The sequence below is a fragment of the Paraburkholderia translucens genome (assembly GCF_020881035.1).
Classification (GTDB): domain Bacteria; phylum Pseudomonadota; class Gammaproteobacteria; order Burkholderiales; family Burkholderiaceae; genus Paraburkholderia; species Paraburkholderia translucens.
On the sequence record NZ_JAJITC010000009.1, the window covers coordinates 158,309 to 173,412 of the forward strand.

The 15,104-nt window shown below is 63.2% G+C and carries 14 protein-coding genes; all 14 read right to left on the minus strand.

The window, feature by feature from the left end; translation table 11 throughout:
• Nucleotides 1-76: 76 nt before the first annotated feature.
• The 14 genes from rfaD to LJ655_RS18420 all read right to left on the minus strand — a co-directional run bounded on the left by rfaD (nt 77) and on the right by LJ655_RS18420 (nt 15,042).
• The gene (gene rfaD / locus LJ655_RS18355) at nt 77-1,069 is read right to left on the minus strand and encodes an ADP-glyceromanno-heptose 6-epimerase (protein ID WP_230562658.1); all 993 of its coding nucleotides are present in this window, start codon (nt 1,067-1,069) and stop codon (nt 77-79) included.
• A gap of 86 nt (nt 1,070-1,155) precedes the next feature.
• Nucleotides 1,156-2,163: a D-glycero-beta-D-manno-heptose-7-phosphate kinase gene (rfaE1, locus tag LJ655_RS18360; protein WP_329959710.1), complete on the minus strand. Its 1,008-nt coding sequence runs from the start codon at nt 2,161-2,163 to the stop codon at nt 1,156-1,158.
• Complete coding sequence (locus tag LJ655_RS18365) at nt 2,129-3,532, minus strand: UDP-glucose dehydrogenase family protein (protein WP_230562659.1); 1,404 nt, start codon at nt 3,530-3,532, stop codon at nt 2,129-2,131. Before LJ655_RS18365 ends, rfaE1 begins: the two co-directional genes overlap by 35 nt.
• A gap of 124 nt (nt 3,533-3,656) precedes the next feature.
• On the minus strand, nt 3,657-4,832 hold the full coding sequence (gene lapB / locus LJ655_RS18370) for a lipopolysaccharide assembly protein LapB (RefSeq protein ID WP_230562660.1): 1,176 nt from the start codon (nt 4,830-4,832) through the stop codon (nt 3,657-3,659).
• A gap of 69 nt (nt 4,833-4,901) precedes the next feature.
• Nucleotides 4,902-5,195 (minus strand): LapA family protein, encoded by a 294-nt coding sequence (locus tag LJ655_RS18375; RefSeq protein ID WP_230562661.1) that lies wholly within the window; start codon nt 5,193-5,195, stop codon nt 4,902-4,904.
• A 281-nt stretch (nt 5,196-5,476) separates the two neighbouring features.
• The gene (locus LJ655_RS18380) at nt 5,477-5,800 is read right to left on the minus strand and encodes an integration host factor subunit beta (protein ID WP_129961450.1); all 324 of its coding nucleotides are present in this window, start codon (nt 5,798-5,800) and stop codon (nt 5,477-5,479) included.
• 21 nt (nt 5,801-5,821) lie between these two features.
• Nucleotides 5,822-7,555: a 30S ribosomal protein S1 gene (gene rpsA, locus LJ655_RS18385; protein WP_187635523.1), complete on the minus strand. Its 1,734-nt coding sequence runs from the start codon at nt 7,553-7,555 to the stop codon at nt 5,822-5,824.
• A 164-nt stretch (nt 7,556-7,719) separates the two neighbouring features.
• The gene (gene cmk, locus LJ655_RS18390; RefSeq protein WP_230562662.1) at nt 7,720-8,406 is read right to left on the minus strand and encodes a (d)CMP kinase; all 687 of its coding nucleotides are present in this window, start codon (nt 8,404-8,406) and stop codon (nt 7,720-7,722) included.
• A 46-nt stretch (nt 8,407-8,452) separates the two neighbouring features.
• On the minus strand, nt 8,453-9,757 hold the full coding sequence (gene aroA / locus LJ655_RS18395; RefSeq protein WP_230562663.1) for a 3-phosphoshikimate 1-carboxyvinyltransferase: 1,305 nt from the start codon (nt 9,755-9,757) through the stop codon (nt 8,453-8,455).
• 18 nt (nt 9,758-9,775) lie between these two features.
• Nucleotides 9,776-10,717, minus strand: a complete 942-nt coding sequence (locus LJ655_RS18400; protein ID WP_230562664.1) for a prephenate dehydrogenase — start codon at nt 10,715-10,717, stop codon at nt 9,776-9,778.
• A gap of 53 nt (nt 10,718-10,770) precedes the next feature.
• Entirely contained in the window at nt 10,771-11,892 is a 1,122-nt protein-coding gene (hisC, locus tag LJ655_RS18405; protein ID WP_230562665.1) for a histidinol-phosphate transaminase, read from the minus strand.
• An 82-nt stretch (nt 11,893-11,974) separates the two neighbouring features.
• Complete coding sequence (pheA, locus tag LJ655_RS18410) at nt 11,975-13,054, minus strand: prephenate dehydratase (protein WP_230562666.1); 1,080 nt, start codon at nt 13,052-13,054, stop codon at nt 11,975-11,977.
• A 64-nt stretch (nt 13,055-13,118) separates the two neighbouring features.
• The gene (serC, locus tag LJ655_RS18415) at nt 13,119-14,201 is read right to left on the minus strand and encodes a 3-phosphoserine/phosphohydroxythreonine transaminase (protein ID WP_230562667.1); all 1,083 of its coding nucleotides are present in this window, start codon (nt 14,199-14,201) and stop codon (nt 13,119-13,121) included.
• Nucleotides 14,202-14,436: 235 nt separating this feature from the next.
• Entirely contained in the window at nt 14,437-15,042 is a 606-nt protein-coding gene (locus tag LJ655_RS18420; RefSeq protein ID WP_230562668.1) for a DUF2059 domain-containing protein, read from the minus strand.
• Between the last annotated feature and the right edge of the window lie 62 nt (nt 15,043-15,104).

Consider the following 15,104-nt stretch of genomic DNA (forward strand, 5'->3'; position numbering starts at 1 on the left):
TGGAATCTCCCTGTTGCCACTGACCGGCGACCATCACCGGCCAGGAGATTCCAGTTTAAAGAGGATGACGTACTAATTACACCTGGCCAAACAGCCAACGCACGTAACGATCGACACCTTCCTGCACGCTCAGAAACGGCGCATCGTAGCCGGCCGCCCGCAGCTTCGACTGATCAGCCTGAGTGAAGCACTGATACTTGCCGCGCAGCGCGTCGGGAAACGGAACGTATTCGATCAGCCCGCGCTGCACCTGATCCGCGAGCGAGAGCGCCGGCTCGTTGTTCAGCGCGCGCAGCGTGTTGACCACGGTGCTCGCGATGTCGTTGAACGGCTGCGCGCGGCCGGTACCAAGATTGAAAATGCCCGACTTTTCCGGGTGATCGAAGAAGAACAGGTTGACCTTGACGACGTCTTCGACCGAGATGAAATCGCGCGTCTGCTGACCGGCCGCATAGCCGTTGTATTCGCCGAACAGCTTGACCTTGCCCTCGGCGCGGAACTGGTTGAAGTTGTGAAACGCGACCGACGCCATGCGCGCCTTGTGCGTTTCGCGCGGGCCGTAGACGTTGAAATAGCGGAAGCCCGCAATCTGGCTTTTCGCGGTGGGCAGCACGCGGCGAATCACCTGGTCGAACAGGAACTTCGAATAGCCGTAGACGTTGAGCGGCTGCTCGACCTCGCGCTCCTCGACGAAGCGGCTCGAACCGCCATACGTCGCCGCCGACGACGCGTACAGGAACTGGATGTTCTGCGCGAGGCAGACGTCGAGCACGTCGCGGCTGTAGCGATAGTTGTTTTCCATCATGTAGCGGCCGTCGGTCTCCATCGTGTCCGAGCAGGCGCCTTCGTGGAAGATCGCGCGCACCTTGCCGAAGTCGCCGCGCTTAAAGCGCTCGACGAATTCGGTTTTGTCGAGATAGTCGTCGATTTCGCAGTCGACCAGATTCCTGAACTTGTCCGCGCGTGTGAGGTTATCGACGGCGATGATGCGTTGTTCGCCGCGCTCGTTGAGCGCCTTCACGAGATTGCTGCCGATAAATCCGGCCGCGCCGGTGACGATAACAGTCATGATGATCCTGCGGTAGTGAGCTTCGTTCAGTCAACGCCGCGCGGGGTCCGCTGGTCCGTCAGGACGACGGAGCCCCGCGGGCTGCATCAGGAAAAGAGTTCGTCGTAGTCGACGGTGGCAGTGCCGAGCTTGCCGACCACGATGCCGGCCGCGCGGTTCGCGAGCCCGACTGCGTCGACGAGAGAGAGACCCGCGCCGAGCATCGCGGCAAGCGTCGCGATCACGGTGTCGCCCGCGCCCGACACATCATACACTTCGCGTGCGACGGCCGACGCGTGCAGGATGTCGTCGTCGGAGAACAGCGTCATGCCCTCTTCCGAGCGCGTCAGCAGCAGCGCCTTGAACTGTAGTTCGGCGCGCAGCTTCGTCACGCGCGCGATCAGATCTTCCTCGGACTTCCACTGTCCGATTACCTCGCGCAGCTCGGCGCGATTCGGCGTGATCAGCGTCGCGCCGCGATAGCGCTCCCAGTCGTCGCCCTTCGGATCGACGAGCACCGGCTTGCCCGCAGCGTGCGCCTTGGCGATCATCTGCGTGACGTGCGTGAGGCCGCCCTTCGCGTAGTCGGACATCAGGATCACGTCGTGCGACGGCAGCAGATCGTCGAAACGCGCCAGACCTGCGAGCAGCACCTCGTGCGCCGGCGAGTTTTCGAAGTCGACGCGCAGCAACTGCTGCTGACGTGACAGCACGCGCAGCTTGATCGTCGTCAGTAAGGCGGGGTCGCGTTCGAGATGCGGTGTCACGCCGCTTTCGTCGAGCAACTGCACGATGCGCTCGCCGGGCTCGTCATGGCCGACCACGCACAGCAGGCCCGCCTGGGCGCCGAGCGCGACCGCGTTGCGCGCGACGTTCGCCGCGCCGCCAAGGCGATCCTCCTGACGCTGCACGTGCACGACCGGCACGGGCGCCTCCGGCGAAATTCGGCTCACGTCGCCGAACCAGTAGCGGTCGAGCATCACGTCGCCGACCACCAGCACGCGCGCCGCGTTGAGCTGCGCGCGCGGCACGACCGTTAGCGTCTGCGCCGGCGTGGATGCGGGCGCCGCGGGCATGGCCTCAGGCATCGGCCGGAAGTTCAGAGGGTTGGGCATAGGGACGTCCAATGGCGTGATAGTCGATGCCGAGCTCGGTCATCGCGTCCGGCTCGTACAGATTGCGGCCGTCGAAAATCAGCGGCATCTTCAGCACTGACTTCAGATGCACGAAATCAGGGCTCTTGAACTCCTTCCATTCGGTCACGATCACGAGCGCGTCGGCGCCGGTCAACGTTTCGTCCTGGGTGCTCGTGAATGTGAGGCGCGCGAGCTGCTCGGGCGCCGCGTGCAGATCCATCGCGAACACGCGACTCGCCTCGGTGACTGCAACCGGATCGTACGCGCGCACTTTCGCGCCGCGCGCGAGCAACTCGCCGATTACGCGACGGCTCGGCGCCTCGCGCATATCGTCGGTATTCGGCTTGAACGCGAGCCCCCACACGGCGAACGTGCGGCCGCCCAGATCCTCGCCCAGCTTCGCGGTGATCTTGTTCACGAGCACATCCTTTTGCTGGTCGTTCACTTCCTCGACCGCTTCGAGAATGCGCAGGTTGTGACCGCTTTCGCTCGCGGTACGGATCAGCGCCTGCACGTCCTTCGGGAAGCACGAGCCGCCATAGCCGCAGCCCGCATACAGGAAGTGATAGCCAATGCGCGGATCGGAACCGATGCCGCGGCGCACCGCTTCGATGTCGGCACCGACCTTGTCCGCGAGGTTCGACATCTCGTTCATGAATGAGATTCGCGTCGCGAGCATCGCGTTGGCGGCGTACTTCGTGAATTCGGCGGAGCGCACGTCCATGTACAGCGTGCGCTCGTGGTTGCGGTTGAACGGCGCGTACAGGCGCTTCATCATTTCGCGCGCACGCACGCCCGGCTCGTCCTCGTCGAGGCCGATCACGATGCGGTCAGGACGCATGAAATCGTCGACGGCCGCGCCTTCCTTCAAAAACTCGGGATTCGACACGACCGAGAAGCGATGCTGCGCACTGGCGGCGAGCCCACGTTTCGCGAGCTCTTCGTCGATCACCGCGCGCACACGCTGCGCCGTGCCAACCGGCACCGTCGATTTGTCGACGATCACCTTGAAACCGTTCATCGTGCGGCCGATGTTGCGCGCGGCCTCGAGCACGTACTGCAGATCGGCGGACCCGTCTTCGTCGGGCGGCGTGCCGACCGCGATGAACTGCACGTCGCCGTGTGCGACGCTCGCCGCGACATCGGTCGAAAACGTGATGCGGCCAGCCGCGCGCGTGCGGGCGATCATTTCCTGCAGACCCGGCTCGTGAATCGGCACGCCGCCTTTGTTGAGGATGTCGATCTTGCGCTGATCGACGTCGAGACAGAAGACGTCGTTGCCGATTTCGGCGAGACACGCGCCGGTGACAAGGCCCACATAGCCGGTGCCGATAATGGTGATTTTCATACGCTTTCCGGTAGAAGGTTCCGGTGATGATGCCGCTCAGGAGGCCGGCGATAAACTCGTTGCGAAATTCGCGGGCGGTTGCCTGGCTACCGACGCCGACGCGGCCGGCGCCGCCCGTGCAGCGTCAGCTCGACGCAGTAATCGGCTCGACGCGACGCGGCGCATAGGTTTCCCAACCGCTGCAACCCGGGCACTGCCAGTAGAAAAGCCGCGCCCGGAAGCCACAATTCTGGCACGTATAGCGTGGCAGATTTTTGGTGCGCTGCCGGATCAGCGTGCGCATCAATTCGAGCTCGCTGCGCCGCGGCTCTTCAGCGACCGCTTGCTGCGCTTCGAGCAGACGCGTCATGCCGGCCAGGTTCGGGGACTTCTGCATCTGCGAGCGGGCAAGCGCGTGCGCGGCATCGGCGCCGCGCAGCGACGCGACGTACTGATACGCGACGTCGAGCAGGTCGTTGCTCGGATGACGGTCGACCCACGTGGTCAGCAGATCGGCGCCCTCTTGCGCGCGGCCGAGCGCTTCGTACGCTTTCATGATCTTCTCGGCGACGAGCGGCAGATACGCGGGGTTCTGCTCCTCGACGCGGCGCCACTGGCCGATCGCCGCTTCCGGCGCGCCGCCTGCCGCGTCGACGTCGCCGAAGAGGATCGTGGCACGCACGTTGGTGGGATTTGCCTTCAGCGCGAGATCAAGCTGACGACGCGCTTCGTCCGGCTTCTTCTGTTGCAGCGCTTCCTGCGCGAGTTCGCAATGGAACTGCGCGATTTCCTTGTCGAGCGACGCTGCGCCCATCGTTTCGAGGTGGCGCGCAGTATCGATCGACTCGACCCAGTCCTTCTCGATCTCGTAGATCGTCAGCAGCGCGCGCTGAGCTCCCAGTGCGTAGTCACCCGCCTGCAGCGAGCGAAAAGTTTCTTCGGCACGGTCGAGCAGACCTGCCTTCAGGAAGTCCTGACCGAGTTCGTACAGGGCGTGGTCGCGCTCGTTCACCGGCAAGTCCGCGCGGCTCAACAGATTTTGATGCACGCGGATGGCGCGGTCCGTTTCGCCGCGTCGGCGGAACAGGTTGCCGAGCGCGAAATGCAGTTCGACCGTTTCCGGGTCCAGCTTGACGACTTCGATGAACGCGTCGATAGCCTTGTCGGGCTGCTCGTTGAGCAGGAAGTTCAGGCCGCGAAAATACGAACGCGGCAGGTTGGCGCTTTCGGACAGCAACGTCTTGAGGTCGTAGCGTGCTGCCATCCAGCCGAACGCGAACGCGACGGGTATGACCAGAAGCCACCAGAAATCTAGATCCATGCGATTAATGCAAGTTTGCGGGAAAGCGGAAACGAAAAGCCGCGCTCAAAGTGCGCGGCGCAGGCCAGCTCAGATCAGCGGCGGCATCGGCGGCTGCTCGACGACGGCCGGGGTTTCGCGCGCCACGCGCAGCTCTCGTTTGAGACGGCCATTCTCCATGCGCAGACGCACGACGGCAGGCATCGCCGACACAAGCCCCGCGAGCAAGCCGATCACGAAGAACGCGAGGCCGATCAGAATCAGAGGCGCCGACCAGACGTAGCCGGCGAGGAAATTCAGCGTAGCGGGTTGCGTGTTGGAGAGCGCCAGCACCAGCAGCAGCACGAACACCAGCACACGGATCAGCCAGACGATAAATTTCATGAATAGATCTCTTGACGGCAGTTGCGGGGTGACGCCGGCTTGACGACGCGTCGCGCCACAGCCTCGCCCGCGCCGAAGTGACCCGTATTGTAATGGATGCCCTCGGGACTGGGCAGCAAGTGGCGGAATGGGGGGCTTGCGGGCGATTCGCGATATGCGCCAGGCGCCCTCGAAGCATGGACGAAAAAAAAGCGCCCGAAGGCGCTTTTTCTGGTCTTTTGCCGACTGGCTTTGGCCGCAGAAGCTAGCTATGCCACGCTGCAAGACGCACAGCGGAGTCATTAAAGGTCGTCATCCGGCTCCTCGGCCTTCAGCGGCTCGCCCGCGCGACGATCTACCCGTTCGCGCAATTCCTTGCCCGGCTTGAAGTGCGGTACGTACTTCTCGGGTACCAGCACCTTCTCGCCCGACTTCGGATTGCGTCCGACGCGGGAGGGACGGCGGTTGAGGCCGAAGCTGCCGAAGCCGCGAATTTCAATGCGATGGCCTTTGGCAAGCGCCTCAGACATCGCATCGAGCATCGTCTTCACCGCGAAATCCGCATCTTTGAGAACAAGTTGCGGAAATCGCGCAGCCAGCTGGGCGACCAATTCCGATTTGGTCATACTGCAGCAGACCTCTCAGGCTTACTGGTTCTGGCCGTCGAGCTTGGCCTTCAGCAACGCGCCGAGGTTCGTCGTGCCGGTAGCGGCTGCGCTCGAATCCGAAGCAGCGAGGCCGCGGATGGCTTCCTGCTGCTCAGCCGAATCCTTCGCCTTGATCGACAGGTTGATGCCGCGCGACTTGCGATCGATGTTGATGATCATCGCGTTCACCTTGTCGCCTTCCTTCAGCACGTTGCGAGCGTCTTCCACGCGGTCTTGCGCGATTTCCGAAGCACGCAGATAGCCTTCGATTTCACCCGACAGCTGGACGACAGCGCCCTTCGCGTCCACCGACTTGACGGTGCCATCGACGATGGAGCCCTTATCGTTCATTGCAACGTAGTTGCTGAACGGGTCGCCTTCGAGCTGCTTGATACCCAGCGAAATGCGTTCCTTCTCGACGTCGATGCCAAGAACGATCGCTTCGACTTCATCGCCCTTCTTGTATTTGCGGACGGCTTCCTCGCCGGTTTCGCTCCACGACAGATCCGACAGGTGAACCAGACCGTCGATACCACCCGGCAGGCCAATGAACACGCCGAAGTCGGTGATCGACTTGATCGCGCCGCTGATCTTGTCGCCCTTCTTGAAGTTGCGGCTGAAGTCATCCCACGGGTTCGGCTTGCACTGCTTCATGCCGAGGCTGATACGACGACGGTCTTCGTCGATTTCGAGAACCATGACTTCGACTTCGTCGCCCAGCTGGACAACCTTCGACGGAGCAACGTTCTTGTTGGTCCAGTCCATTTCCGACACGTGGACGAGGCCTTCGATGCCCGATTCCACTTCGACGAATGCGCCGTAGTCGGTGATGTTGGTGACCTTACCGAACAGACGCGTGCCCGACGGGTAACGGCGCGAGATGCCTTCCCACGGATCGTCGCCCAGTTGCTTGATACCGAGCGAAACGCGGTTCTTTTCCTGGTCGAACTTGAGGATCTTCGCGGTGACTTCCTGGCCAACCGACAGAACTTCGCTCGGGTGACGCACACGACGCCATGCGATGTCGGTGATGTGCAGCAGGCCATCGATACCGCCGAGGTCCACGAACGCGCCGTAGTCGGTGATGTTCTTGACCACGCCTTCGACGATCGCGCCTTCCTTCAGCGTTTCGAGCAGCTTTGCGCGCTCTTCGCCTTGCGTTGCCTCGATGACAGCGCGACGCGACAACACGACGTTGTTACGCTTGCGATCGAGCTTGATGACGCGGAATTCGAGGGTCTTGCCTTCGTACGGAGTCGTGTCCTTGACCGGACGCGTGTCAACCAGCGAACCCGGCAGGAAAGCGCGGATGCCATTGACCATCACGGTCATGCCGCCCTTGACCTTGCCCGTGATCGTGCCGGTCACGAGTTCGTTGTTGTCCAGCGCCTTTTCCAACGACAGCCACGAAGCCAGACGCTTCGCCTTGTCACGCGACAGGATGGTGTCGCCATAGCCGTTTTCCAGCGCGTCGATCGCGACGGAAACGAAGTCGCCCGCCTGCACTTCTACCTCGCCCGCGTCGTTCAGGAACTCTTCAAGCGGGATGTAGGCTTCGGACTTCAGACCAGCATTCACGACCACGAAGTTGTGGTCGACACGCACGACTTCGGCGGAGATCACTTCGCCAGCGCGCATGTCCTGCTTGGTCAGCGACTCTTCGAACAGAGCCGCAAAAGATTCGGTATTCGGGGTAGAGGTTTGCAGGTCGGACATAAAAATCAAGGTTTGCATGGTTTTCGCATGCGCCTGGCTCACCGGACTGGTCAGCAACTTCGGCAAGTACGCGACCGCCACGCGGGGTTAAAGGGTTAAAAACAACGCTTCGCGACCCTCGCGAAGCACCTACCAACAACGGAACTGCCGCTGCCTGACAGCTGCTGCGTTACCGTATTCAGTTACGCGTGCGGCACCAGCGCTTCATACCATTGCACCACCTGCTCAACTGCCTGGTCGACCGACATTGCGGAGGTATCAAGCAGCTTTGCATCCGCCGCGGGCTTGAGCGGTGCGGCCGCGCGCTGACTGTCACGCCCGTCGCGCTCACGCAAATCCCGGAGCAAGTCATCTATATTAGCAGAAAATCCTTTTTGGATCAATTGCTTATGCCGGCGTGCGGCGCGGGCCTCGACGCTTGCGGTCATGAACACTTTCAGGACGGCATCCTGGAAGATGACGGTGCCCATGTCGCGGCCGTCGGCGACGAGCCCCGGCTCCTTGCGAAACGCCCGCTGGCGCGCCACCAGCGCGGCTCGAACCGGCGCATGCACGGCGATCGCCGAGGCGCGGCTGCCCACTTCCTCGGCGCGAATTTCAGTCGACACGTCGACGCCGTCCAGCTGCGCCAGTCCCTCGCGGAACGTGATATGGAGGTCGTCGATCAATTTGACAAGCGCGTCGACGTCGTCCGCCGCGACGCTGTAGCGCAGACTCGCAAGCGCCGCGAGCCGGTACAGCGCGCCGCTGTCGAGCAGATGAAAGCCGAGGTTGGCGGCCACCATCGCGGCCACAGTGCCCTTGCCGGAGGCGCTAGGGCCGTCGATCGCAATGACGGGCGTCTGGTGAAAGGGACGGGTCGGTTTCATCGAAAAAGTCGCACATCAGGCGATTCGCAGGCGAATCTCGGTTGAATCAAGGTTGCGCGAGCGCGGTGAAGCGCTCGAAGTAATCGGGGAACGTCTTGCCGACGCATTTCGGGTCGTTGATACGGATTGGCACGCCACCCAGGCTCACGAGCGAGAAACACATCGCCATGCGGTGATCGTCGTAGGTGTCGATCGCCGCGTTCGGAATCAGCTTTTCGGGCGGCGTGACGACGATAAAGTCTTCCCCCTCCTGCACTTTCGCGCCGACCTTCCGCAACTCGGCGGCCATTGCGGCGATGCGGTCGGTCTCCTTGACGCGCCAGCTCGCGATATTGCGCAGCGTGCTCGTGCCATCCGCGAACAGCGCGGCGACGGCGATCGTCATTGCGGCGTCGGGGATCAGGTTGAAGTCCATGTCGATCGGATCGAGCTTGCCGTGGTCGTTGCCGACCCCGCGCACTTCGATCCAGTCGTCGCCCATCTGCACGTTCGCGCCCATCTTGATGAGGGCATCGGCAAAACCGATGTCGCCCTGGATGCTCGCACGGCCCACGCCCTCCACTTTCAGCGGGCCGCCGCCGAGCGCGCCCGCGGCGAGGAAGTACGACGCCGAAGACGCATCGCCTTCGACCATGATCGCGCCCGGCGACTGATAGCGCAGTCCTGCCGGCACGACGAACTGATGCCAGCCGTGACGCTCGACCTTGATGCCGAAGCGCTCCATCAGCTTGATCGTGATCTCGATATACGGCTTCGAGATCAGTTCGCCGTCCACCTGCACGGTGATGACGCCGCTCGCCGTGCGCAGCAGCGGCAGCGCCATCAGCAGCGATGTCAGGAACTGGCTCGACACGTCACCGCGCACGCGAATCGGCGCATCGGCCGTAATCTGCCCGGGACGGATGCGCAGCGGCGGATAGCCTTCGTTCTGCTCGTAATCGATCTTCGCGCCGATCTGGCGCAGGCCATCGACGAGATCGCCAATCGGCCGCTCGTGCATACGCGGCACGCCGTGGATCCGGTAGTCGCCGCCATTCACGGCAAGCGCCGCGGTCAGCGGGCGGACCGCCGTGCCCGCATTGCCGAGGAACAGGTCGGCCGTGCGCGCGGTGAACGCGCCACGCGTGCCGGTCACGACGCAGGTGTCGCCGTCGCGTTTCAGACGCACGCCGAGCTTTTCGAGCGCATTGAGCATCACCCGGGTGTCATCCGAATCGAGCAGGTTCGTGATCGTCGTGTCGCCTTCGGCGAGTGCGGCGAGCAGCAGCACGCGATTCGAGATGCTCTTCGAGCCAGGCAGACGAACCGTGCCGGACGCACGGGAAAAAGGTCCGAGATCGAGGAATTCCATGATGTGTCCAGTCTCCGGTTATTTCGATGCGTCGCTGCCGGCCATGCCAGCCGCGCGCTGCTCCTGCCACTGACTGCGCGCGACGCGCGAACGGGCAAACACGGCTTCGAGCGCGGCGCCGTCGCCGGCTTCGATCGCCGTGCGCAGGCGCGCGAGCACCGCTGTGTACGCGTCGAGTTCATCGAGCAGCGCTGCACGATTGGCGACGCAGACATCGCGCCACATCTCCGGACTTGACGCGGCGATGCGCGTAAAGTCGCGAAAGCCGCCCGCCGCGAACGAGAACTTCAACGCGGCATCGGGCGAATTGAGGATCTGCTCGACGAGCGCGAACGACAGCACGTGCGGCAGATGGCTGACCGACGCGAACACGCGGTCGTGCTGCTGCGGCGTCATGTCCCGCACGAGCGCGCCGGTGGCGCGCCACATCGCCGCGACGCGCTCGAGGGCTTCAGGCGTGTTCTCGGGCAGCGGGCACAGCACGACGTTGCGGTTCACGTACAGATCGGGCAACGCGGCATCGACGCCACTCGATTCGCGGCCCGCAATAGGATGGCCCGGCACGAACTGGCCGACCCGCCCACCCAGCGCCGCGCGCGCGGCGCCGACCACGTCGGACTTGGTGCTGCCCGCATCGGTGACGATCGTGTTGGCGTCGAGAAATGGCGCGATGCGTTCGAGCAGTGGCTGCGTCTGCGCGACGGGCGCCGCGAGCAGCACGAAGTCCGCGCCCGCGAGCGCGTCGCGCAGCGCGACGTCGTCGTTCAGTGCCGCGGCGCCGTCGATCACACCGAGCGCCAACGCGCGCTCGCTCGACGCGGACGTCCGTCCCACGCCAATCACTGTGCGCGTCCCGCCGGCCTCGCCGCGTTCACGCAACGCGCGCGCGAGCGATCCGCCGATCAGGCCGACACCGAAAATCACCAGCTTGTTAAAAGAAAACGCGGCCACGTCGGTCACACGATAAGCGCGCCGTTCCTGCCGGTCGGACGCGCGGGGTAAAGGATCTATGCTTACGCTGCGGCAGACTCGGCAAGCGTCTTTTCAAGCGCCGCGAGGAACGCTTCGTTTTCCTCCGGCAGGCCGATCGTGATGCGCAGCCACTGCGGCAAACCGTAGTTGTGGACCGGTCGCACGATCACGGCCTGCTTCAGCAGCGCCAGATTCACCCGGGCGCCGGCCTTGTCGTCGTCGCCGACGCGCACGAGCACAAAGTTTCCCTCGGACGGCACGTATTCGAGACCGAGCTTGTCGAACGCCTCGGTCAGGAGCTTATAGCCCTGCGCATTCAGTGCCGCGCTTTTTTCCAGAAATGCACTGTCGTTCAGCGCCGCAATCGCCGCGGCTTGCGCGAGCGTATTCACGTTGAACGGCTGTCGCAGACGATTCAGCAGATCGGTCAAGCCGGGCTGCGCGATCGCGAAACCAATGCGCAGGCCCGCGAGGCCGAACGCCTTCGAGAAAGTGCGCGACACCAGCAGGTTCGGATAGCGGCGCAACCAGTCGATCGAGTCGTAGCGCTTGTCCGCCGACAGATACTCGGTGTACGCCTCGTCGAGCACCACGACCACATGGCGCGGCACCTTGTCGAGAAACGCCTCGAGCGATGGACCGTCGACGAACGTGCCGGTCGGGTTATTCGGATTCGCGATGAACACGAGGCGCGTGTCGTCGTCGATCGCGGCAAGCATCGCGTCGAGGTCGTGACCATAGCGCACGGCCGGCACGACGATCGCGCGCGCGCCGACGCCTTGCGTCGCGAGCGCATAGACCGCGAACGAATACTGCGAGAACACGACTGCCTGCCCCTTCTCGACGAACGCATGCGCGGCGAGTTCGAGGATGTCGTTGCTGCCGTTGCCGAGCGTGATCCATTCGGCCGGCACGCCGTAGCGCGCGGCGAGCGCCGCCTTCAGCTCGAAACCGTTCGAGTCCGGATAACGACCGAGATCGCCGATCGCCCGGGCCATTGCGCGCTGCGCGGACTCAGGCATGCCGAGCGGATTCTCGTTCGATGCCAGCTTCACGATGCTCGCCTCTTCGAGACCGAACTCGCGGGCCACTTCCGAAATCGGCTTGCCGGCGATGTACGGCGCAATCGCTCGCACATAGGAAGGGCCGAAGGACGCTGTCATGAATAATCTCCGAACGACGATGGATGGTGAAATCTGCTCTTGGACAGCGCACGCGACGCCGCCCGGACTGCGCTGCCAACCCTCAGCGGGCGCGCGGATACGAGCCGAGTATCTTCAGGAACGCGGCCTTCTCACCGAGCCCGGCAAGTGCGGCAGCTACGGCCGGATCGTCGCGATGGCCTTCGACGTCGATATAGAAGTAGTACTCCCATGTGCCGACGCGCGCTGGACGCGATTCGAAACGAGTCATCGACACGCCGTGGCGTGCCAGCGGCTCGAGCAGCTTGACCATCGCCCCCGGTTCGTTGGCGACCGACACGATCAGCGAGGTCTGGTCGTAGCCGCTCGGACCGGTCGGCTCTTTGCCGATCATCACGAAGCGCGTACGGTTGTGCGGATCATCCTGGATCAGCGCATTGGTGACCTCCAGCCCGTAATGGATCGCGGCGCGATCGCCTGCGACGGCCGCGATAGTCGGATCTTCGGCCGCCATGCGTGCGGCTTCCGCATTGCTCGACACCGCCTGGCGCTCGAGATGCGGCGCGTTCGTCGACAGCCAGCGCTGGCACTGCGCGAGCGCCTGCGCGTGGGCGCACACGCGCGTGACGCCGGCGAGCCCATTTTGCGTGAGCAGATTGTGATGAATCGGCAAGGCGAGTTCGCCGCCGATGATCAGTTGCGTTTGCAGCAGCAGATCCAGTGTGCGCGATACCGCGCCTTCGGTCGAATTCTCGACCGGCACGACGCCGTAGTCGGCGGCGCCCGCCTCGACCGAGCGGAATACTTCGTCGATCGACGGGCACGGCAGCCCTTCGATCGACTGACCGAAGTACTCGTGCATCGCCTGCTCGCTATAGGTACCGACCGGCCCGAGGTATGCGGCCTTGATGGGCTTTTCGAGCGCACGGCTCGCCGCCATGATCTCGCGCCAGATGGCGCTGATGTGTTCGTCCGAGAGCGGCCCCGCGCTCATTTCCTGCAGGCGCGCGATCACCTGCATCTCGCGCTCGGGCCGGAACACCGGCGCATTGAAATGCTTCTTGATCTCGCCCACTTCGAGCGCGACCGATGCGCGCTGGTTCAGGAGTGCGATCAGCTGCGCGTCGAGCGCGTCGATACGATCGCGCAGAGGTTTGAGTCGTGTATTGAGTTCGTCGTCCATGCGTGAAAACGGCCCTGGCGGGTGACTGCTGGAAAAGATGCGCGCGCCTGCCGGTCAGTGTGACTCAGGCGCTGCGCTGTTCGAATTCCTTCATGTATTCGACAAGCGCTTTGACGCCTTCGAGCGGGACGGCGTTATAAAGCGACGCCCGCATGCCGCCGACGGACTTGTGGCCCTTTAGCTGCACCAATCCCTGCGCTTTCGCGCCGGACAGGAAATCTTCGTTGCGCGACTCGTCGGCGAGAAAGAATGGTACGTTCATCCGCGAGCGCGAGCCACGCTCGACCTTGTTCAGATAAAAGCTGCTCGAGTCGATCGTGTCGTACAGCAGCTTCGCTTTTTCGAGGTTGCGCGCCTCCATCGCCACGAGACCGCCCTGCTTCTTCAACCATTTGAACACGAGCCCGGCGATGTAGATCGCGTAGGTAGGCGGCGTGTTGTACATCGAGTTGTTCTCGGCGACGGTCTTCCATTCGAACGCGGACGGGCAGATCGGCATGGCGCGATCGAGCATGTCCTCACGCACGATCACGACCGTGACGCCGGCCATGCCGATGTTCTTCTGCGCACCGCCGAACAGCACGCCGTATTTGGCGATGTCCATCGGGCGAGACAGGATATGCGACGACGCGTCCGCGACAAGCGGAATGTCACCGAGGTCGGGAATCTCGAAGGTCTCGACGCCGTGGATGGTCTCGTTCGTGCACAGGTGCACGTAGGCCGGATCGTCAGAGAGCTGCCATTCCGAGCGCGCGGGCGCGCGCGTGTAACCCTCGGCTGTCTTGCCGGTCGCGGCCAGATGCACGCTGCCGTATTTCTGCGCTTCCTTGAACGACTTCTGAGACCACGAACCGGTCACGACGAAATCTGCACGCGGCTTCGAGCCGAGCAGATTCATCGGCACGATCGCGTTTTCGCCGAGCCCGCCGCCCTGCAAAAACAGGATGCGGTGACTTGCCGGCACCTGCAGCAACTCGCGCAGGTCGGTCAGCGCTTCCTCGTGGATCGACATGAATTCCTTGCCGCGGTGGCTCATTTCCATCACGCCCATACCGCTGCCTTGCCAATTCAGCATCTCGTCGGCTGCCTGGCGCAGCACTTCTTCGGGCATAGCCGCTGGGCCGGCGGCGAAATTAAAGACGCGCATGTGAGGTCCTGGAAGCGGCGCGAATAAAGCAGGTCGCGCGAAAATCGGCGAAAAGACTTGCGAATTGACTCGCCGAAAAAAGAAAAATGGCCGTCTGCGCCTGTGCGCAAACGGCCATTATCGCATTGTCGCCGCTAACCCGCCACGCCGTATGGTCCAGCGGATGCGTCTTCCGGGCACTTACCCGGCAAACACGGCGTCAGGCTGCCTGATCAACGCAGCCTTGCGGGGGAGCTTACTTGGCAGCCGGCTTGACCGAAGCGACTTCCTTGTCGGCCTGGTCACGCGTTGCCTTGATCGATTCCGGCATGTACTTCTGCATCAGGCTGTTCACGACGTCGCGGCCAACCTGGTCTTGCACCTGGATGAACTTGCGGCCGGTCGGGCTCTTGTAGAACGTGGTCAGATCCTTGATTTCCGACGTGCTGTAGTACTTCGCGTACGCGTCGTACTGAGCTTGCATTGCGTCCTGGCGGAAAGCGTCGGTTGCGAAGACCTGGCCCGCGCTGTCGACCAGTTTCGGCACCGCGTTCTTCTGCAGCGTCGGCACGGCCGCCTGCTTCTGCTTGTCCGTCATCGTCTTGTTCTCGGTCAGCGCGTCCGACAGGATTGCCGGGACGAGCTGCTTGGCCTGCATCTGCGCGCTGTTGCCGATTGCACCAACCAGCTTCTGCGCGTCGATGGCGTCGAGCAGATCCTTGATGGCAGCCTGCTTGGCCGGGTCAACCGGTGCTGCTGCAGCAGCCGAAGCTGCGGGCGCCTGGTTTTGCAGCGCTTGAGCCATGGCGAAGGTCGGCACGATGGCAGCCAGCAACATCAGTTGTTTGAATCGTTTTTGCATCATTACTCCCTAAGAGAAATTAACTTGAACTGCACGCCGCATGGGAAAGCGTACCGGCCCGA

Excerpts from the sequence above, each read along its gene's own strand:
- rfaD (WP_230562658.1), bottom strand. The coding sequence starts at position 1,069 with ATGACTGTTATCGTCACCGGCGCGGCCGGATTTATCGGCAGCAATCTC.
- rfaE1 (WP_329959710.1), bottom strand. The coding sequence starts at position 2,163 with ATGCCCAACCCTCTGAACTTCCGGCCGATGCCTGAGGCCATGCCCGCG.
- LJ655_RS18365 (WP_230562659.1), bottom strand. The coding sequence starts at position 3,532 with ATGAAAATCACCATTATCGGCACCGGCTATGTGGGCCTTGTCACCGGC.
- lapB (WP_230562660.1), bottom strand. The coding sequence starts at position 4,832 with ATGGATCTAGATTTCTGGTGGCTTCTGGTCATACCCGTCGCGTTCGCG.
- LJ655_RS18375 (WP_230562661.1), bottom strand. The coding sequence starts at position 5,195 with ATGAAATTTATCGTCTGGCTGATCCGTGTGCTGGTGTTCGTGCTGCTG.
- LJ655_RS18380 (WP_129961450.1), bottom strand. The coding sequence starts at position 5,800 with ATGACCAAATCGGAATTGGTCGCCCAGCTGGCTGCGCGATTTCCGCAA.
- rpsA (WP_187635523.1), bottom strand. The coding sequence starts at position 7,555 with ATGCAAACCTTGATTTTTATGTCCGACCTGCAAACCTCTACCCCGAAT.
- cmk (WP_230562662.1), bottom strand. The coding sequence starts at position 8,406 with ATGAAACCGACCCGTCCCTTTCACCAGACGCCCGTCATTGCGATCGAC.
- aroA (WP_230562663.1), bottom strand. The coding sequence starts at position 9,757 with ATGGAATTCCTCGATCTCGGACCTTTTTCCCGTGCGTCCGGCACGGTT.
- hisC (WP_230562665.1), bottom strand. The coding sequence starts at position 11,892 with ATGACAGCGTCCTTCGGCCCTTCCTATGTGCGAGCGATTGCGCCGTAC.
- pheA (WP_230562666.1), bottom strand. The coding sequence starts at position 13,054 with ATGGACGACGAACTCAATACACGACTCAAACCTCTGCGCGATCGTATC.
- serC (WP_230562667.1), bottom strand. The coding sequence starts at position 14,201 with ATGCGCGTCTTTAATTTCGCCGCCGGCCCAGCGGCTATGCCCGAAGAA.
- LJ655_RS18420 (WP_230562668.1), bottom strand. The coding sequence starts at position 15,042 with ATGCAAAAACGATTCAAACAACTGATGTTGCTGGCTGCCATCGTGCCG.